This window comes from Actinomadura sp. BRA 177 (assembly GCF_013372625.1).
Taxonomy (GTDB): Bacteria; Actinomycetota; Actinomycetes; order Streptosporangiales; family Streptosporangiaceae; genus Spirillospora.
In genome coordinates, this window is sequence record NZ_JABXFD010000446.1 from 1 (window position 1) to 17,149 (window position 17,149).

General features: G+C 71.2%; 18 protein-coding genes. 6 read left to right on the top strand and 12 right to left on the bottom strand.

The window, feature by feature from the left end; translation table 11 throughout:
- Positions 1 to 65 precede the first annotated feature (65 nt).
- The 9 genes from HUX53_RS26615 to HUX53_RS26655 form a co-directional block, all read right to left on the bottom strand.
- Positions 66 to 284 (bottom strand): aldehyde dehydrogenase family protein, encoded by a 219-nt coding sequence (locus HUX53_RS26615; RefSeq protein WP_176405963.1) that lies wholly within the window; start codon positions 282 to 284, stop codon positions 66 to 68.
- 26 nt (positions 285 to 310) lie between these two features.
- Entirely contained in the window at positions 311 to 1,426 is a 1,116-nt protein-coding gene (locus HUX53_RS26620; RefSeq protein ID WP_176405964.1) for an NAD(P)-dependent alcohol dehydrogenase, read from the bottom strand.
- On the bottom strand, positions 1,423 to 2,757 hold the full coding sequence (locus HUX53_RS26625) for an amidase (protein WP_176405965.1): 1,335 nt from the start codon (positions 2,755 to 2,757) through the stop codon (positions 1,423 to 1,425). The genes HUX53_RS26620 and HUX53_RS26625 overlap by 4 nt, the downstream gene beginning before the upstream one ends.
- A complete protein-coding gene (locus HUX53_RS26630; RefSeq protein ID WP_176405966.1) occupies positions 2,744 to 3,775 on the bottom strand; it encodes a branched-chain amino acid ABC transporter permease in 1,032 nt (343 codons plus the stop codon). The genes HUX53_RS26625 and HUX53_RS26630 overlap by 14 nt, the downstream gene beginning before the upstream one ends.
- Complete coding sequence (locus HUX53_RS26635) at positions 3,772 to 4,638, bottom strand: branched-chain amino acid ABC transporter permease (protein ID WP_176405967.1); 867 nt, start codon at positions 4,636 to 4,638, stop codon at positions 3,772 to 3,774. Before HUX53_RS26635 ends, HUX53_RS26630 begins: the two co-directional genes overlap by 4 nt.
- A gap of 1 nt (position 4,639) precedes the next feature.
- On the bottom strand, positions 4,640 to 5,395 hold the full coding sequence (locus HUX53_RS26640) for an ABC transporter ATP-binding protein (RefSeq protein WP_176405968.1): 756 nt from the start codon (positions 5,393 to 5,395) through the stop codon (positions 4,640 to 4,642).
- Positions 5,392 to 6,171, bottom strand: a complete 780-nt coding sequence (locus HUX53_RS26645; protein ID WP_176405969.1) for an ABC transporter ATP-binding protein — start codon at positions 6,169 to 6,171, stop codon at positions 5,392 to 5,394. Before HUX53_RS26645 ends, HUX53_RS26640 begins: the two co-directional genes overlap by 4 nt.
- Before the next feature lie 98 nt (positions 6,172 to 6,269).
- Positions 6,270 to 7,469 carry an ABC transporter substrate-binding protein gene (locus HUX53_RS26650; protein WP_176405970.1) on the bottom strand — a complete coding sequence of 400 codons (1,200 nt, stop codon included), beginning with the start codon at positions 7,467 to 7,469 and terminating at the stop codon, positions 6,270 to 6,272.
- Between the two features lie 207 nt (positions 7,470 to 7,676).
- Positions 7,677 to 8,525 carry an IclR family transcriptional regulator gene (locus tag HUX53_RS26655; RefSeq protein WP_309237442.1) on the bottom strand — a complete coding sequence of 283 codons (849 nt, stop codon included), beginning with the start codon at positions 8,523 to 8,525 and terminating at the stop codon, positions 7,677 to 7,679.
- 114 nt (positions 8,526 to 8,639) lie between these two features.
- Between HUX53_RS26655 and HUX53_RS26660 the strand changes: the two genes are divergently transcribed.
- The 3 genes from HUX53_RS26660 to HUX53_RS26670 all read left to right on the top strand — a co-directional run bounded on the left by HUX53_RS26660 (position 8,640) and on the right by HUX53_RS26670 (position 11,935).
- Positions 8,640 to 10,115: an aldehyde dehydrogenase family protein gene (locus HUX53_RS26660; protein ID WP_176405971.1), complete on the top strand. Its 1,476-nt coding sequence runs from the start codon at positions 8,640 to 8,642 to the stop codon at positions 10,113 to 10,115.
- 135 nt (positions 10,116 to 10,250) lie between these two features.
- Positions 10,251 to 10,538 (top strand): hypothetical protein, encoded by a 288-nt coding sequence (locus tag HUX53_RS26665; RefSeq protein WP_176405972.1) that lies wholly within the window; start codon positions 10,251 to 10,253, stop codon positions 10,536 to 10,538.
- Positions 10,535 to 11,935: a glycoside hydrolase family 3 protein gene (locus HUX53_RS26670; protein WP_176405973.1), complete on the top strand. Its 1,401-nt coding sequence runs from the start codon at positions 10,535 to 10,537 to the stop codon at positions 11,933 to 11,935. Before HUX53_RS26665 ends, HUX53_RS26670 begins: the two co-directional genes overlap by 4 nt.
- 164 nt (positions 11,936 to 12,099) lie before the next feature.
- Here the strand turns inward: HUX53_RS26670 and HUX53_RS42665 are convergent, their stop codons facing one another.
- The 3 genes from HUX53_RS42665 to HUX53_RS26685 all read right to left on the bottom strand — a co-directional run bounded on the left by HUX53_RS42665 (position 12,100) and on the right by HUX53_RS26685 (position 14,972).
- The gene (locus HUX53_RS42665; RefSeq protein ID WP_309237443.1) at positions 12,100 to 13,101 is read right to left on the bottom strand and encodes a transposase; all 1,002 of its coding nucleotides are present in this window, start codon (positions 13,099 to 13,101) and stop codon (positions 12,100 to 12,102) included.
- Between the two features lie 332 nt (positions 13,102 to 13,433).
- Complete coding sequence (locus HUX53_RS26680; RefSeq protein ID WP_176405974.1) at positions 13,434 to 14,693, bottom strand: hypothetical protein; 1,260 nt, start codon at positions 14,691 to 14,693, stop codon at positions 13,434 to 13,436.
- Positions 14,694 to 14,723: 30 nt separating this feature from the next.
- On the bottom strand, positions 14,724 to 14,972 hold the full coding sequence (locus HUX53_RS26685; RefSeq protein WP_176405975.1) for a hypothetical protein: 249 nt from the start codon (positions 14,970 to 14,972) through the stop codon (positions 14,724 to 14,726).
- 93 nt (positions 14,973 to 15,065) lie between these two features.
- On the opposite strand from HUX53_RS26685, the gene HUX53_RS26690 reads away from it, so the two are divergent.
- Genes HUX53_RS26690 through HUX53_RS26700 form a run of 3 tightly spaced genes read left to right on the top strand, consistent with a single transcriptional unit; the run spans position 15,066 to position 16,975 of the window.
- Entirely contained in the window at positions 15,066 to 15,737 is a 672-nt protein-coding gene (locus HUX53_RS26690; protein WP_176405976.1) for a hypothetical protein, read from the top strand.
- A gap of 29 nt (positions 15,738 to 15,766) precedes the next feature.
- Positions 15,767 to 16,504, top strand: coding sequence for a glucose 1-dehydrogenase (locus HUX53_RS26695; RefSeq protein ID WP_176405977.1), 738 nt, complete (start codon positions 15,767 to 15,769; stop codon positions 16,502 to 16,504).
- Between the two features lie 42 nt (positions 16,505 to 16,546).
- Positions 16,547 to 16,975, top strand: a complete 429-nt coding sequence (locus tag HUX53_RS26700) for an FAD-dependent oxidoreductase (protein WP_217919935.1) — start codon at positions 16,547 to 16,549, stop codon at positions 16,973 to 16,975.
- The last annotated feature ends 174 nt before the right edge of the window (positions 16,976 to 17,149 follow it).

The window sequence follows — 17,149 nt, forward strand, 5'->3', positions numbered from 1 at the left end:
TCGGTGTTGTTTGTTTCGTGGTCGGGGGACCCGCTGGCTCTACCTTACCCTCTGCGTCGGCGGCGTCAGAGGGGGATAGGCGCCAGCAGCGCGGCCCAGTCGCGCTGCGCCTCGGCCGCGCTCGCGGCGGCCTCGGCGACGTCCTGGGCGGTGGCCTGCCCCATCCGGCCGAGCTCGGCGCCGGTGGCGGGCTCGACCACGGCGTAGTCGCCGCCGTGCGCCGCCGTCCACGCACCGTTCTTGAAGATGTTTCCCTGCCAGTCGACGCTGTCGAGCAGTCCCACGGCGGTTCTCCTTCTTCTGTCGTGTGTCAGTGCTTCATGCGGAGCACGGGTTTGAGCACCTCGCCGCGGCGGCTGTCGTCGAGCGCGCGGTCGATGTCGGCCAGGTCGTAGAAGCGGACGAGGCGGTCGAACGGGAAGCGCCCCTGGCGGTGCAGTTCGACGAGGGCGCCGATGAGGACGGCGCTGCGGCCGCTGCCGCCGAGCGTGCCGACGACGCGCTTGCCCCACAGCGTGGTCAGGTGGTCGAGGGCGAACTCGGCGCCGGCGGGCGCGCCGCCGATGAGCACGCAGGTGCCGAGCATGCCGATGCTGTCGGCGGCCTGCCGGACGACGTCGATCACGCCCGTGCATTCCAAGGCGTAGTCGGCGGGGCCTTCGCAGATGCGCTGGATCTCCTCGACGGGGTCCGTTTCGCCGGCGTTGACGGTGTGGGTGGCGCCGAACTCGGTGGCCAGCGCGAGCCTGGAAGCGTGCCGGTCCACGGCGATGATCGTCGTCGCGGGGGACAGCCGGGCGGCCATGACGGCGGCCAGGCCGACCGCGCCGACGCCGTAGACGACGAGGCTCGATCCGGTGCGGGGCTGGAGGGTGTTGAACACCGCCCCGGCGCCGGTGGAGATGCCGCAGGCCAGCGGGCCGAGCAGCTCCAGCGGGGCCGACGGCGGCACGACGACCAGGGCGTCCGCCCAGGTCAGCGCGTACGTCGAGAACGAGGACTGGCCGAAGAAGTGGCTGTGCACGGTGGAGCCGTCGCCGCGCCGCAGCGCGCTCTGCCCGGCGCGCGGGCCGAGCAGCCGCCCGCCCCCGGCCAGCGCCTCGCCGAGGCGGGCGCAGTAGCGCGGCTCGCCGTCGCGGCAGTTGCGGCACGTCCCGCAGGACGGCCAGCCGATGACGACGTGGTCGCCCGGACGGACGGCGGTGACCCCGTCGCCCACGGCCTCCACCACGCCCGCGCCCTCGTGGCCGAGCACGCTCGGGAACGGCATCGGCAGGTCGCCGTGGCGGGTGATCTCGTCGGTGTGGCAGATCCCCGAGGCGACCACCCGGACCAGGGCCTCGCCGGGGCCGGGCTCGTCCAGGTCGAGTTCCTCGACGCGGAACGGCCCGCCGAGTTCGTCGACGACGGCGGCGGTCACTCTCATGTTGCGCTCCTCTCGGCGAAGGACGGACGGGGCAGCGGCGGGGTCAGGCGCTCGACGAGGCGGGCCGCGTCGAGGACGGCGCCGTCCCGTCCGGCGGTCCCGGCGAGCTGGAGCCCGACGGGCAGGCCGTCCGCCAGGGCGACCGGCACCGACACCGCGGGCAGCCCGGCGGCGTTGAACAGCGAGGTCAGCCGGGTCAGCACCAGCTCGATGGGCCACTCCCGGCCGCCGACCTCGACGGTCATCGTCCCGATCGGCGGTGCCGTGATCGGCACCGTGGCGCCGGCCAGCACGTCGTAGGCGCCGAGCGCCTGCGCCACGAACGCCGTCGTCCGGGCGATGGCCGCCTCGTCCAGGTCGGCCTGCTCGGCGGTGCGCGGGGCCATGTGCATCAGTTCGGCGATGTCGGGGCCGAACAGGGCCGGGTCACGCTCGAACGCGTCCCGGTGGAAGGCCCCGGCTTCGGCGACGATCCGGTTCAGGACGGCCTCCGGCATGCGGGGCTCGTCGGGGACGACGACGTCCTCGGCCTGCACTCCGTGCTCTTCAAGCCGGGCGCGCGTGGCCGCCAGGGCGGCGCGCACCTCGGGGGCCAGCACCGCGTCGAACCAGCCGCCGAGCCAGCCCACGCGCGGCGTCGCGGCGAGGCCAGTGGCCGGTGACCCGGTGAGCGCGGACGCGAGCAGCGCCGCGTCGTCCACCGTCCCCGCGAGCACACCGAGGTGGTCCAGGGACGGCGCCAGCGGCAGCACCCCGTCGAGCGGAATGAGCCCCCGGGACGGCTTGAACCCGACGCAGCCGCTCAGCGCGGCGGGAATGCGCACGCTGCCGGCGGTGTCGGAGCCGACCGCTCCCAGGCTGCTGCCCGCGACGACCGAGGCCGCCGACCCGCCGGACGAGCCGCCGGGGATGCGTCCCGGCCGGTACGGGTTGTGGGTGGGCCCGAAGAACGCGCTGTCGGTGCGTCCGCCCCAGGCCAGCTCATGGGTGGTGTGCTTGCCGAGGATCACGACGCCCGCGTCCCGCAGCCGCCGCACGGCCTCCGCGTCCCGCGATGGCACGTGGTCGGCGAACATGGGCGACCCATAGGCGGTGCGCACCGCCGCCGTGTCGATCAGGTCCTTGACCCCGACCGGGATGCCGTGCAGCGGGCCGCGCGCCGCACCCCGCGCCAGTTCGGCGGCGCGAGCGCGCGCCTCGTCGGCCATGATCGCGGCGTAGGCGTTCAGGTGCGGCTCGGTGGCCTCGATCGCGGCCAGCATCCGCTCGGTCAGGTCGACCGGCGACAGCCGTCCGGCGGTGACGGCCGCGACCGGCTCACTGAGCGACATCCGGCCTCCGCACGTGGTAGCCGACGGGGAACAGGCTCAGTTTCGTCCTTCCTCGAACCAGGCCCCACAACCCGCCCGGAAGCCACAATGCCACGGCCATGCCGATGGCGCCCAGCAGCACCAGGTACCAGGACCCGTAGTCGGCGAGCAGCTCCTGCAGCCCGAAGAACACGAGCGCGCCGAGCAGCGGGCCCTCGACGAACCCGATGCCGCCGATCACCACGATGAAGATCATGTACGCCGACCACTGCACGCTGAAGATCGAGTCCGGGTTGACGCTGAGCGAGCTGACCGTGATCACACCGCCGGCCGCGCCGCAGCCGGCCGCCGAGACGAGGTAGACCAGCAGCTTGGCGCGCCGCACGTCGATGCTCGCCGAGCCGGCCGCGGTCTCCTCGTCCCGCACCGCCATCAGCGACAGGCCGAGCCGGCCGCGCAGCAGCAGGTAGCAGCCGGCGATCGTGCACAGCGCCAGCGCGAGCGCCACCCAGTACGTCATGGCGCCGCGCAGCGTCTGGTCGATGCCCGACAGCCCGGTCAGGCCCTTGCCGCTGCCGCCGCCGAGGCTGTCGACCCGCACCACCAGCAGCCGGTACACCTCGGCGATCACCCAGGTCCCGACGGCGAAGTAGTCGCCGCGCAGCCGGAACGCCAGCCACGAGGTGGGCAGCGCGAAGACCACGCAGGTCAGCGCGGCCAGCGGGACCGCCAGGTAGGGCTGCACGCCGAGGTCGGCGAGCGCGATGAGGCTGTAGGCGCCGATGCCGACGTAGGCCTGCTGGCCCACCGAGACCAGGCCGCCGAAGCCCGCGAGCAGGTTCCACATGCTCGCCAGCGCGATCAGCACGAAGAGGTTGACCATCGCGTCGGTGACCGAGCTGAACACGAGGAACGGCAGGGCCACGAGGACCACCGTGCCGATCGCCATGACGGCGCCCGACAGCTTGGACGACCGGGCCGCCCGGTCCACGCGCAGGGCCTCGGCCGCGCGGGCCGTCACCATCTCGGAGATCGTCATGCGGTCCGTCCCGTGAGAAGGCCCTGCGGCCGGAAGGCCAGCACGGCGAGGAAGACGAGGTGGCCGGCGAGCAGCGTCAGCGCGGGGTCGATCTGCGCGCCGAGCGACTGCGTGATGCCGAGGACCATGCCGCCGAGCAGCGTCCCCCACAGCGAGCCGAGCCCGCCGATGACGACCGCCTCGAAGGCGAAGATCAACCGGGACGGGCCGATGCTGGGGTCGAACGAGGACCGCATGGCGAACATCAGCCCGGCCAGCGCGACGGTCGCGAACGCGATGGCGGTCGCGATGCCGTACACGTGCCTGCTGTCGGCGCCCATCAGGCTCGCGGTCTCCCGGTCGTCGGACGAGGCGCGCAGCATCCGCCCGAGCCCGGTCCGCGACAGGAACACCTGGATGCCGATCAGCGCCCCGCAGGCCAGCAGGAACGTCGCCGCCGACAGGTAGCCGATGGAGATCGTGCTGGTGACCTTGAACGAGCCGGTCGCGAACGCGCCGCCGTCGAGGGTCTGCGTGTCCGCCGAGAAGACCTCCAGCAGGACGTTCTGCAGCACGATCGACAGGCCGAACGTGACGAGCAGCGTCGCCAGCGGCCCGGCTGCGAGGCTGCGCTGCAGCAGCACCCGCTGGGTCAGGTAGCCGAGCAGCGCGAACAGCGGGACGGTCACCACGAGCACGATCCAGAGCGGCAGCCCGGTCCCGCTGACCATGGCCAGCGCCAGGAACGCCGCGACCACGCCGAGGTCGCCGTGCGCGAGGTTGACGATCCGCATGACGCCGAACATCAGCGACAGGCCCGCCGCGAACAGCGCGTAGAGGCCGCCGAGCAGCACTCCTTGGATGACGGCGTTGAGCCAGCCCATGTCAGTCGTGTCCTTCCTGGCCGGTGAGTGCCGCCTTCGGGTCCGTGCCGGGTTCGGCGCCGATGCCGAAGTAGGCGTGCTCGACCTGCTCCGCCGTCAGGTCCGCGGGCCGGCCCTTCAGCACCGAGCGGCCTTCGAGCAGGCAGTGCACCTGGTCGGCGACCCGCATGGCCTGCGAAACGTCCTGTTCGACGATCAGCGCGGTGGTTCCGGCGCCCACGATCTCCGGGAGGATCTCGTAGATCCGCCGGACGATCACCGGCGCGAGGCCCAGCGACAGCTCATCGATGAGCAGCAGGTCGGGGTTGGAGAGCAGCGCCCGGCCGATGGCCACCGCCTGTTGCTCGCCGCCCGACAGCTGCGAGGCGTTCTGCCCGCGCCGGTCGACCATCCACGGGAACAGCTCGTGGACGGCGGCGACCGTCCACGGGCCGGGGCGCTTGCGGTACGTGCCCGCGAGCAGGTTCTCCTCCACGGTGAGGGAGGCGAACAGCCGGCGGCCCTCCGGCACCAGGGCGATGCCCTCCGCCACCCGCTTGTGCGCGGGCAGACGCGTGATGTCTCGTCCGTCCAGCAGGACGGAGCCCGACGTCGGGAGGTTCAGCCCGGCCAGGGCGCGCAGCAGCGTGGACTTGCCCGCGCCGTTGGCCCCGATGATCGCCAGTACCTCGCCCTTCGCGACGTCCAGGCTGAGCCCGTCCACCGCGCGCAGCTGGCCGTGGTGGACGGTGAGGTCGCGGATCGACAGCAGTGTCACGAACCCTCGCCTCCTTCCTCGGACACGCCTTCTTCCTCCGGCAGGCCGGTCTCCGGGCCGCCGCCCAGGTACAGCTCGCGCACCTTCTGGTCGGCCAGCACGTCCATCGGCTCGCCGTCGGCGACGAGGTCGCCGCCGGCCAGGCACACCATCCGGCCCACGGTCTTGACCAGGGCGTGGACGACGTGCTCGATCCAGACGATGCCGAGACCGCCGGCGTGCAGGTCCTTGATGATCTCGACGAGCTCCAGCACCTCCGGCTCGGTCAGCCCGCCGGCGACCTCGTCCAGCAGCAGCAGCTTCGGGGACGTGGCGAGGCCGCGCGCCACTTCCAGCCGCTTGCGCTGCAGCAGCGTGAGCCGCCCGCCCGGCGTGTTGGCGAGGGCGGCGAGACCGGTGCGCTCCAGCACCTCCATGGCGTGCGCCTGCGCGCGCCGGCCCTTGAGCGCCGCGCCCTGGTGCGCGCAGACGAGGACGTTCTCGAACGCGGTCAGGTGCTCGAACGGCCGCGGTACCTGGTAGGTGCGGCCGACGCCGGCGCGGGTGCGGGCGTGCGGCGGGACGCCGGTGACGTCCCGCCCGTCGAACCGCACCGCGCCGGCGTCGGGACGCAGGTCGCCGGAGATCATCGCGAACAGGCTGGACTTGCCGGCACCGTTCGGCCCCACGATCCCGAGCGCCTCGCCCGGCTCGACGCGCAGCGTCAGGTCCTTGGCGACGGTCACCCGGCCGAAGCTCTTGGAGATGCCGTCCAGATGCAGCAGCGACGTCCGCATCAGGCGTTGGTGGGCTTGAGGTCGCCGCCGATCGGGACGTCCTTGTTCGCCGTGTTGTCGACGATGACGACGTCCCAGGGGAACTTGTCGCCCTTGCGCTACTGCCCGCCGACCGGGTGCTGGATCGCGATGCCGGGCTGCGGGCCGGCGGTGAAGTCGAGCTTCCCGCTCATGCAGTCGATCTTCATGGAGCGCAGCTTCGAGGCGACCTCGTCGCGGTCCTTCGGGTCGCTCGCGTCCTTGAACGCCTGCACCGCGATCTCGAACAGCGAGTAGACCGAGCCGAGCGCCTGCGTCCACTGCTTGCCGGTGGACGCGGCGAAGTCGTCGGCGAGCTGCTTGGCGCTCCGCCCGTCGAAGACGGACTTGTACGGGTGCGCCGGGCTCCACCAGAAGTCGGTGGCGATGTTGTTGGTGAGCTGCCCGAGCGCCTCGGCCTCGGACGGGAACAGCATGACCTTCGCGACCGTGGCCAGCTTCGGCTTGAAGCCCTGCTGCTGGGACTGCTTCCAGAACGTCTGGAAGTCCGGCGGGATCGGCGTGCAGGTGAACAGCTCGGCGTCCGACTTCTTGAACTTCGCGATCTGCGCGGTGAAGTCGGTCGCGCCGTTCTGGTAGGCGCCGCCGTCGACCGGGGTGTAGCCGGACTTCTTCATCATCGGGCCGAGGCCCTGGCGGAAGGCGTTGGCGTCGGTGTCGTTCGGCCACAGCGCCGCGACGTTCTTGTTGGAGACGTCCATGCGCTCCCACATCGGGAAGAAGCAGTCGGCGAACTCCTGCATGCCGAAGAAGAACAGCGTCGTGTACTTGAAGCCCTCGCCGTCCTTGCCGCTCCGGCCGTGGAACCACGCCTCCCACGGGGCGATCGTGGTGACGTTCGGGATCCCGTTGGCCTCGCACTGGTCGGCGACGGGGTTGGTGGTGTCCGGGGTGGACGAGCCGACGATGAGGTCGACCTTGTCGCTGTTGATCAGCTCCCGGGTGACCTCGGTGGCGCGGTTCGGGTTGGACTGCGTGTCCTTGACGACGATCTCCAGCTTGCGCTTCTTGCCGCCCGCGGTGAAGCCGCCGCGGAGCGCGTTCTGGATCTGCCCGACGACGAAGTTGTCGGCGGTGGCGAACCCGGCGAGCGGGCCCGTCTGCGGGCTCACGTAGCCGATCTTGAGGACGTCCGAGGACGTGCTGCCGGTGCCCTTCAGCCCGCCGCACGCGCTCAGCGCCGGCACGCCGCCGCCGAGGATCGCGGCCGTCTTGAGGAAGGAACGGCGGTTCAAGCCGCGCGTCGAGATCTCGCTCACGCCAAACTCCTTGTCGCCGCGGCGCCCGCAAGGCACGGCCGGCTCGGCCCTCGTCCTTGGAAACGCCTCGGTGGCCCTGGGGGACAACAGGCTTGGACCGCCACGGCCGGGCAGGTCAGGGCCCGGATGGCGGCAAGTTGAGGGCGACCGTACGGGCCCCTCACCAGCAGGGCAACACGTCGTTCCAGAAGTTCGAACGCGACTTTCCTATGTGGAACGCTGCTCTGACGTGGGCCGATAACCGAGGCGTTTGGAGATCTCGGCGGCGGCGCGGCGCAGCGGGGGTTCGACGCGTCCGGCCAGCGCCTCGACCGACGCCGGCGCGACGGTCAGGTGGACGGCGACGTTGACCGCCGCGATGACCGTCCCCGTGCGGTCGCGCACCGGCGCCGCGAACGAGCGCAGGCCCGGCGCGAGCTCCTCGTCGTTGACCGCCACGCCGCTCTGCCGCACCCTGGCGAGCGCCGCGGTGAGCTGCTCGCGGTTGGTGATCGTCTTCGGTCCCCGGCGCGCCATGTCGGTGCGGTCGAGGAGCTGCCGCAGCTCCGCCGCGTCCTTGTAGGCGAGCAGCACCTTCCCCATCGACGTGCAGTAGGCGGGCAGCCGCGACCCCACGTGCAGGTTGAGGTCCATGGCCAGCGCGCTGCGCCGGCCGCTGCGCCTGCGGTCGACGTAGACGACGTCGAGGCCGTCGCTCAACCCCATGCTGGCCGTGTATCCGGTCTCGTCCGCCAGCGCCTGGAGCGGGGGACCGGCGAGGCTCGTCAGCTCCATGGAGTCGATCGCCGCGAACCCGAGGTCCACCGAGCGGGGGCCGAGGAAGTACTTCTTGGTCTCCGGGTCCTGCTGGAGGTACTCCAGCTTGGTCAGCGTGGCGACGTAGCGGTGCGTCGTGCTCTTGGTGAGCCCGGCGGCCCGCGCCAGGTCGGCGATGCCGAGCACCGAGCGGCTGCCGGTGAAGGCGGACAGGATGCTCAGCCCGCGCTCCAGCGAGGCGGAGAAGGCGGAGTCGGCCGCCGTGCGGGCGCGCCGGCGGGGGGAGTCGTCATCGGTCACGGCGGTCAGAATACGTTGTGAGAGTTCCAGATATTCGAACGTTTTTGACCATCGGGCCCGGAGTGGCAATCTTCTAGGGCCGTAGAGGACGACGCGAGCGGGGGAACGGGCTTCATGGGCGAGGCGGACTGGCGCAAGCCGCGCGTCGGGCACTTCATCGGCGGCGACTGGGTGGACTCCGCGTCCGGGCGCTCGTACCTGAACCGCTCCCCGTGGTCCGGCGAGACGCTCAGCGAGGTCGCCGCCGGCGACATCGAGGACGCCGACCGGGCCGTGGCCGCGGCGCACGCGGCGTTCGGCGGCTGGGCGCGGACGCTGCCGCACGAGCGCCAGCTGGTCTTCCTGCGCGCGGCCGACGCCCTGGAGCGCCGCGGCGAGGAGGTGCTCGCCGCGCTCGCCGCCGAGACCGGCTGCGGCGCCACCTTCGGCGGGGTGCAGCTCGGCTTCGCGATCAAGCTGCTCCGCCAGGCCGCCCAGCTCGCCTACCGGCCGGCGGGGGAGCTGCTCCCGTCGGACCTGGACGGCACCACGGCGATGGCGGTCCGGCGTCCCGTGGGAGTCGTCGCGGCGATAGCGCCGTGGAACGCCTCGCTCACCCTCGCCGGACGCGCGATCGTCGGCCCGCTCGCGCTCGGCAACACCGTGGTGCTGAAACCGTCCGAGGACTCCCCGTACACGGGCGGCGCGCTGTGGGCGGAGATCCTGCACGAGGCCGGCCTGCCCGCCGGGGCGCTCAACGTCGTCACCCACGCCCCCGGCGAGGCCGGCGGCATCGGCGACGCGCTGCTCGCCAGCCCGCTCGTCAAGCGGATCAACTTCACCGGCTCCACCCCGACCGGCCGCCGCCTCGCCGAGAAGGCCGGCCGCCACCTGAAGCGGGTGGTGCTCCAGCTCAGCGGGCAGAACCCGCTCATCGTCGCGGGCGACGCCGACCTCGACTACGCCGTGAACGCCGCGACCTTCGGCGCGTTCGTGCACCAGGGGCAGGTGTGCATGTGCGCCCGGCGCGTCTACGTCGAACGCCCCTTGGCGGACGAGTTCGCGGAGCGGTTCGCGGCCCGGGCCTCGGCGCTGCCGGTGGGCGACCCGTCCGACCCGGCAACCGTCGTGGGCCCGGTGATCAACGAGTGGGCGCTCGCCCTCATCGACCGCCGCGTCCAGGAGGCGGTCGAACTCGGCGCCCGCGTCCTGGCCGGCGGCGTCCCGAAGCCGCCGTGCTACCCGGCCACCGTGCTCACCGACGTACCGGACGAGGCCGAGATCGCGCAGGGTGAGACGTTCGGCCCCGTCGTCGTGCTGGAGACGGTCGACTCGGCTGAAGAAGCCGTCGCCCGCGCCAACGCCTCCGACTTCGGCCTTGTCGCCTCGGTCATCACCGGCGACCGCCCGCGCGGGCTCCGGCTGGCCTCGGCGCTGGACGTCGGCATCGTCCACGTCAACGACCAGCCCGTCAACGACGAGCCGCAGATGCCGTTCGGCGGCGTCAAGGACACGGGCTGGGGCCGGTTCGGCCTGGGCTTCGCCGCCGAGGAGTTCTGCGACCTCCAGTGGATCACCGTCCGCGACCAGGACCGCGAGTTCCCCTTCTGACGCGGTGCCGGCAACAAATGGCAATTGATTGTGGACGGTCGCGCCCGCGGCGAAGGTGACGCTCAGGAACCGGGACGGGCCGGCGGGGAGGTCCGCGGCCCCGGGTCCTCACTTCGCTAGTTCGAGGAGGAGTGGATGCACCGACCGTCCACCGGGTTCTGGAAACGTTCCGGGGTGCTGCTCGTGGTGGCGCTGCCGCTGCCGATGTTCGGGGCGCCGGCCGCGACCGCGGCGCCGTCCGGCGGGAAGCACGGAAAATGGTCCAACGGCGCTCACGGGCCGGTCATCAAGGCGCAGGTCAAGGACGTCATCAAGGTACGCGGCCGCTATTTCAAGGACCTCAACGGCAACGGCCGCCTGGACCGCTACGAGGACTGGCGGCAGTCCCCGTACGGCGCGCCGACGACCTGCTGTCGCGGATGACGATGGAGGAGAAGGCGGGCCTGATGCAGATCACGTCGGCCGTCGGAGCGGGCGACACGCCGCCGTCCGACCCGGCGGCGCAGGTGGTCGGCTACATCAACGACCGGCACATCAGGTACCTCGTCCTGCGCGACAACCCCAGCGCGCACGACCTGGCCGACCGGTCGAACGACTACCAGCGGATCGCCGAGGCGACGCGGCTGGGAATCCCCGTGGTCTTCACGTCGAATCCGCGCAACCACGTCAGCGGTTCGCTCGAATTCGGCATCACCGAGGCGTCCGGACAGTTCTCGCTGTGGCCCGGAAGCCTCGGCCTGGCCACGACGCGCGATCCCAAGCTGATCAGGGAGTTCGCCGATACCGCCCGGCGGGAATGGGTGGCGTCCGGGATCCGCAAGACGTACGGATACCAGATCGAGACCGCCACGGAACCGCGGTGGCGGCGCATCAGCGGCACTTTCGGCGAGAGCCCGGAACTGAACGCCGAAATCGCGAGGCAACTGGTGCTCGGCTTCCAGGGCCGGCGTCTGGGCAGCCGGTCCGTGGCGCAGACCGTCAAGCATTTCCCCGGTGACGGCGCCGTTCAGCGCGGCCTCGACCCGCACAACGAGGCCGGAAAGTGGGCGGTCTACCCGACGCCCGGCAGCTTCTTCAAGTACCAGCTGCCGCCGTTCCAGGCCGCGATCGACGCCGGAACCAGCGCGATCATGTCGTACTACAACGTGCCCAGCAACGCGCTCAGCGGCAGCCAGCTGCCGGACGGCATGTGGTACTCCGAGAACCAGCAGTTCGAGGAGGTCGCGGGCGCCTACAACAAGGTGCTCCTGACCGACCTGCTGCGCGGCAGGATGGGCTTCCGCGGATACGTCAACAGCGACAGCGGCGTCCTGACCAGCCGGGCGTACGGGGTCGGGGACCTGTCGACCGCGGAACGCTTCACCAAGGCGATCCGCGCCGGCGTCAGCCTCTTCTCCGACAACAACGACCCGAGCGGACTGATCTCGGCGGTCGACACCGGGCTGCTGAAGGAGCGCGAGCTCGACCCGTCCGTCAAGAAGCTGCTGACGGAGATCTTCACGCTCGGCCTGTTCGAGAACCCCTACGTCGACCCGCGCCGCGCCCAGCGGATCGCGGACTCTCCCCGCTCGCAGGCCAAGGCGGACGAGGCTCAGCGCAAGTCGATCGTGCTGCTGCGCAACGACGACAAGGCGCTGCCCTTCACCAATGCGGTGGCGGCCAAGAAGAAGCTGTACGTCGAGGTCTTCGACGGCGACGACAGCGCCAAGCAGACTGCGGCTCTGCGCAAGCTCATCACCGAGAAGGAACCGGCCGTCCAGCTGGTCGACACCCTGGAAGCGGCCGACGGCGAGGCACCGGCCTCAGGCGCGACCTGGTAGATCGTCGTGCGCTTGCCGGGCGGCTCGTGGCTGACGTGCCTCGCAGTGTCAACTACTCGGCCCTGAGGGAACCGAGCCTGCTCGTTCGGTCCTCGGGCTTTGTTCACGCTCCCGACTGCCCGCTACGGCGGGGCGGTCACGGGTCGCATCCACCTGCCCTCATGCTATGTGGGGGCGGGTTGGGGCATGTTGACGAATACCCACGCCGAGCGTGCGCGGTCGCGTACGTTGACCCCGGCGACGACGTCGGCGGGCCCAGCGAGACCGCACCGGCGACATTCAAAGTGATCCCGCGAGGGACGGTTGTTCCTCGCGGTGTGGCCGCAGCGGGGGCAGCGCTGGGAGGTGTAGGCCGGATCCACCTCGATGTACGGCACGCCGTGGCGGCGGGCCTTGTAGGCGATGAATTCGCCGAGTTGGTGGAAGGGCCAGGAGGACAGGCGTGCCCGCTGGTCGCGTGGAACCGTGACCCGTCCGCGGATCCCACTCAGTTCTTCGAGTGCGATGCCGCGTCCGGTGCGTGCCGCGACGGCGACGACCTGTTTGGCGATCTTGTGGTTGACATGCGTGGCGTGCCGGGCTTCGCGGCGGGCCCGCTTCTTCAATAATCTGGCGGCCGATCGGGTGCGTTTGGCCTGGATTTGGGCGCGTTTGCGGGCCTGCCACCGCCGGTACCGGTCCAGGCGGCGGCCCTGATGGTTGTCGCCATCAGAGGTGGTGGCCAGGTTGACGATGCCGCGGTCCACGCCGATCCAGTCGGCGGGCTCGTACACCTGGGTTCGGGGACATCGCAGGTGGCCAGCAGGAACCACTTCCCGTCCCGGTGGACCAGGTCGGATTCGCCTTTGCGGTGCGCGGCCAGTGTCTTGGCCTGGTCGGGTGAGCAGGCGAACCGCAGGTTTTTGCACCGCCCGGCCACCGTCCAGATGCTGACGGTGCCGGCGTCCAACTGCCACGAAAGGTTGCGGTCGTCGTAGGTGTGCGCGGCGTCGGGGCGGAAGGCGATGGGTTTGGACTCGGCTTTTCGGCGTCGCCGCGACTGCGGGCCGCCGAGGTTGCCGTTGCGGATGTTGGCGCGCAAGGTGGTGTAGGCGTCCACGACCCGTTTGATCACATGCTGGGCGGCCTGCGCGCCGAGCCCGCCGGCTTTGAGGTCGCCGTAGCACAGCGTCCGCAAGGGCAGCTCACGGCCGCGCAGCCCGAACTCCTCGAAGGCAATGGCCGCCACGTGGTTGGCGGCGGCGTTGACGTGGTGGAGGGTGTCGGCCAGCGCCGCCGCCTGCTCGGGCGTCGGCAGCAGCTTGACCTGCACCACCAGTTTCACAGTCTGTGACTGTAGCATTACCGTGCCTGGGTTGTCTGAGGGTGGACCCCTGCGACCGCTGGATGCGCCGCGCGCGAGAGAAGCGAGCCCTCCCGGCCCTGAAGGACCGGGGTTCCTCGCCAGAAGCTCGCTGAAGCGTTTGCAGTCCGGTGTCAATACTCGGCCGCCCGAATGTTAGACGGGCGTGATGGGCAGGGAGTGCCGGGGCTTGAAGGTGAAGTCGGCGCCGGTGCTGAACCGCACGACGGCGACCTCGTCGGATTCGGGGGCCGGCTCGTCGCGGCGGACGACGGTCAGCTTCCAGCCGTCGCCGATCGAGGTGACCTCGACGTCGAGATGGGCGTCCATGGCACGGACGGCGGCCTGTAGCGCGGTCGTCCATTCGGGGCCGCACAGTGAGATCCAGGCGCCGTCCTGGTGCGCGGCGGACGGGCGGACGACGATGTCCGCCCCGTCGATGTCGGCATCGACGTAGGCGGAGGGGTTGAGCAGCGGGTGAAGTGCCAGGATGCGGGCGGCTCCCTCCGGATCGCGCGGTACGTCCAGCGCGCGGACGAGCCGTTGCGCGGCGACGCCCGCGATCCCCACCAGCTGCTTGCGGCGGATCCGGAGCACCTCGCCCGCGTCGGCGGCACGGTCGGCCACGGCGAGCGCGAAGGCGTGGTCGAGCAGGTGCATCTGCACGCAGACCTCGTCGGCGATGCGGGCCAGCGCGGAGCGGGAGAAGGCGGCGAAGTCCAGGTCGGAGAGCAGCGGGCCGGAGTAGTCGGCGAGGCCGTCGCCGGCCGGGTCGATCGGCGCGAGTTCGAGGTTCGCGGCGCGGGAGCGCTCGTTGACCGCGAGCAGGAGGATGCCCTGCGCGTCCGGGTGGGAGTCGTCGATGACCACCGTCCACCGGCAGTGCGGGTGCCGGTCGGCCGGCTGCCGCGGCGGGCGGTGGACCGGCCGGACCTGCGCCTTCGGGTTGGTCGCGACCGCGGTCGCGTCGAAGGTGGGGTCCTCGATGTCGTGGCACATGGACCGGACGTAGGCCTCGCCCATCGGCTCGACGTCCATCAGGGCGCCGCAGTGGTCGAGGTGGAACTCGCCGTGCCACCGGTCGTGGACGGTGTAGCGGAAGTCCATGAACTGCGGGGGAGCGCCGATGTCGAGTTGGAGGCCCTTGAAGATGGTCGGGACGTCGCCCTTCCCGGGGACGTCGGGGGCGTAGCCGAGCGCCCGCTGCATCCGCCGGGTGTAGATCGGGCTCGCGGCCGCCCACTCCTCGATCGCGATCCGCGCCATCTCCTCCCGGCCGAACGCGGAGATGCACCAGGCCATCCCGGAGCGGTCGATGAGCTGCCCGATCAGCAGCAGTTCGGGGACGACGACCGCGAGTTGCTCCCGGGACAGGTCGGCGTAGCGGCTCGGCGGTGTCACGGACGGGTGGGGCATCTGCCGGTCTCCTCGGTGGTCAGTGGGGGCTCAGGCGCTCAGGCCGAGCCGGGCGGCCGTCTTGTCCAGGTACTTGATCACCGTGGCCTCGTCGGCGTCCGGGACGCCCCAGATCAGCTCGGACGCGCCGGCCGCGTCCCAGTCGGCGAGGTCCTCGGGCGCCGGCTTCTTGGCGACCAGGATCCGGACGTCGGGCTTGCCCGCGCGGCCCGCGTCGGCCCACTCCTTGCGGAGCAGGTCGGCCTTGGCGGCGATGCCGGCCTCGATGGGGGTGGTCATCCAGCCGTCGGCGTTGCGGGCGTGCGGGCGGCGGCCCCAAGACCATGAAGTGGATCCTGCCGGAAGGGCGGGACGAGCCTCTTCGCCACCGGCGTGGACCCAGGGTGGATCAACGACCTGCTGCCCTTCGCGATCGCCAGCACCTGCCAGAAGGTGGAGCAGGTGCGCTGCTCGGAGATCGCCGACTACGCGAGCTATGACGGCGGCCCGGTCCTGTTCGATTTCATGGGCTTCGGCCGTCCCGTGGGGGACCTGCCGAAGATGTTCAAGCCGGGGATGCTCGCGGCGTCCTGGGGCGTCAGCCTCCGGATGATGGCCCGCGGGTTCGGTTTCGAACTCGACGACATCACCGAGTGGTTCGAGCAGGAGCCCGCCCCGGAGGCGTTCGACATGGCCGCCGGGCACATCCCCGCGGGCGGGGTGGCGGCCATGCGGTTCAAGATCTGCGGCGTCGTCGCCGGCCGGGAGGTGCTCGTCATCGACCACACGACCCGGCTGCGCGGTGATCTGCGTCCCGACTGGCCGCAGCCGGCGCAGGAAGGCGGCTCGTACCGGGTCGAGATCACCGGCGAACCGTCCTACCGCGTCGACGTCTGCCCGAGCAGCGCCAGGGGCGACCACAACTACGCGGCGATCGCGTCCGGCGCCGGGCGCATCGTCAACGCGATCCCCGACGTCATCGCGGCGCCGCCGGGCCTCCGGACGCCGCTCGACCTGCCCTTCAACACCGCCCGTGGCGTCTTCGCGACGGCACTGGCCCGCTGACACCCCCCGACGGAGAGGACGCGAACGAGATGGGACGTGTGGCCGGGAAGGTCGCCCTGATCAGCGGGGGAGCGCGCGGCATCGGCGCGGCCTCCGCCCGGGCACTCGCCGCCGAGGGCGCCAAGGTCGTGATCGGCGACATCCTCGACGACGAGGGCAGGGCCGTCGCGGACGAACTGGGCGACGCCGCCCGCTACGTGCACCTCGACGTGACGCGTGCCGAGGACTGGACGGCCGCGGTCGAGACCACCGTCCGCGAGTTCGGCACCCTGAACGTGCTGTTCAACAACGCGGGGATCGCCAACGGCGCGGCCATCAACCGGTTCAAGCTGGAGAAATGGCAGCAGATCATCGACGTGAACCTCACCGGCCCGTTCCTCGGGATCCGCGCGGCCACCGACGCGCTGATCGCGGCCGGCGGCGGCTCGATCATCAACAATTCGTCCATCGAGGGCCTGCGCGGCACCTCCTGGGCGCACGGCTACGTCGCCTCGAAATGGGGCCTGCGCGGCCTGACGAAATCGGTCGCCATTGAACTCGCCCCGCACGGGATCCGGGTCAACTCGCTGCATCCGGGGCTGATCCGCACCCCGATCACCGAAGGCATCCCCGACGACATGGTCCCGATCCCGCTCGGACGTCCCGGCCAGCCCGAAGACGTCGCCTCCTTCGTGGTCTTCCTCGCCAGCGACGAATCCTTGTTCGCCACCGGATCCGAGTTCGTCATCGACGGAGGCACCGTCAACCAGATCCCGCATAAAGGCTGACCGATGAATTCACAATCCTCTTCGGGGCTGACCGTCCCCCAGGTGATACCGGCCGCGGATCTCCCCGACGACGCCGAGCGGTTCGACGTTGTAGTGGTGGGCTTCGGGATCGCCGGCGGCTGCGCCGCGCTGGAGGCCGCACGCTCGGGAGCCCGGGTGCTGCTGCTGGAGCGGGCCGCCGTTCACGGCGGCACGTCGAGCATGTCGGGCGGCCACTTCTACCTCGGCGGCGGCACCGCCGTCCAGCAGGCCACCGGCCAGAAGGACACGGTCGAGGCGATGGTGCGCTATCTGATGGCGAGCACCAAGAACCCCGACGAGCAGAAGATCCGGGCCTACTGCGAGGGGTCGGTCGCCCACTTCGACTGGCTGGAAGAGTTGGGCTTCGAGTTCGAGCGCTCCTACTTTCCCGGGAAGGCGGTGATCCAGCCCGGCACCGAGGGCCTGGTGTCCATTCACGGGTGTTGCTGAGCTGCGGTGATGGGTGTCGGGTTTTGCCCGCGGCGTCCGAGTTGATCTGGTGGGTTGATCGTCGATCATCGTCGGGTGTCCCCTGCCGATCAGCCGTCGACCTCGTATGAGGAACTGGCCGGACTGGTGGCCTCGCTGGTGGCCCGGGTGGATGCGCTGGAGGCCGAGAACTCC

What these genes read in the sequence shown, in the direction of transcription:
- HUX53_RS26620 (WP_176405964.1), bottom strand. Translation starts at nt 1,426, where the DNA reads ATGAGAGTGACCGCCGCCGTCGTCGACGAACTCGGCGGGCCGTTCCGC.
- HUX53_RS26625 (WP_176405965.1), bottom strand. Translation starts at nt 2,757, where the DNA reads ATGTCGCTCAGTGAGCCGGTCGCGGCCGTCACCGCCGGACGGCTGTCG.
- HUX53_RS26630 (WP_176405966.1), bottom strand. Translation starts at nt 3,775, where the DNA reads ATGACGATCTCCGAGATGGTGACGGCCCGCGCGGCCGAGGCCCTGCGC.
- HUX53_RS26635 (WP_176405967.1), bottom strand. Translation starts at nt 4,638, where the DNA reads ATGGGCTGGCTCAACGCCGTCATCCAAGGAGTGCTGCTCGGCGGCCTC.
- HUX53_RS26645 (WP_176405969.1), bottom strand. Translation starts at nt 6,171, where the DNA reads ATGCGGACGTCGCTGCTGCATCTGGACGGCATCTCCAAGAGCTTCGGC.
- HUX53_RS26660 (WP_176405971.1), top strand. Translation starts at nt 8,640, where the DNA reads ATGGGCGAGGCGGACTGGCGCAAGCCGCGCGTCGGGCACTTCATCGGC.
- HUX53_RS26665 (WP_176405972.1), top strand. Translation starts at nt 10,251, where the DNA reads ATGCACCGACCGTCCACCGGGTTCTGGAAACGTTCCGGGGTGCTGCTC.
- HUX53_RS26670 (WP_176405973.1), top strand. Translation starts at nt 10,535, where the DNA reads ATGACGATGGAGGAGAAGGCGGGCCTGATGCAGATCACGTCGGCCGTC.
- HUX53_RS26680 (WP_176405974.1), bottom strand. Translation starts at nt 14,693, where the DNA reads ATGCCCCACCCGTCCGTGACACCGCCGAGCCGCTACGCCGACCTGTCC.
- HUX53_RS26685 (WP_176405975.1), bottom strand. Translation starts at nt 14,972, where the DNA reads ATGACCACCCCCATCGAGGCCGGCATCGCCGCCAAGGCCGACCTGCTC.
- HUX53_RS26695 (WP_176405977.1), top strand. Translation starts at nt 15,767, where the DNA reads ATGGGACGTGTGGCCGGGAAGGTCGCCCTGATCAGCGGGGGAGCGCGC.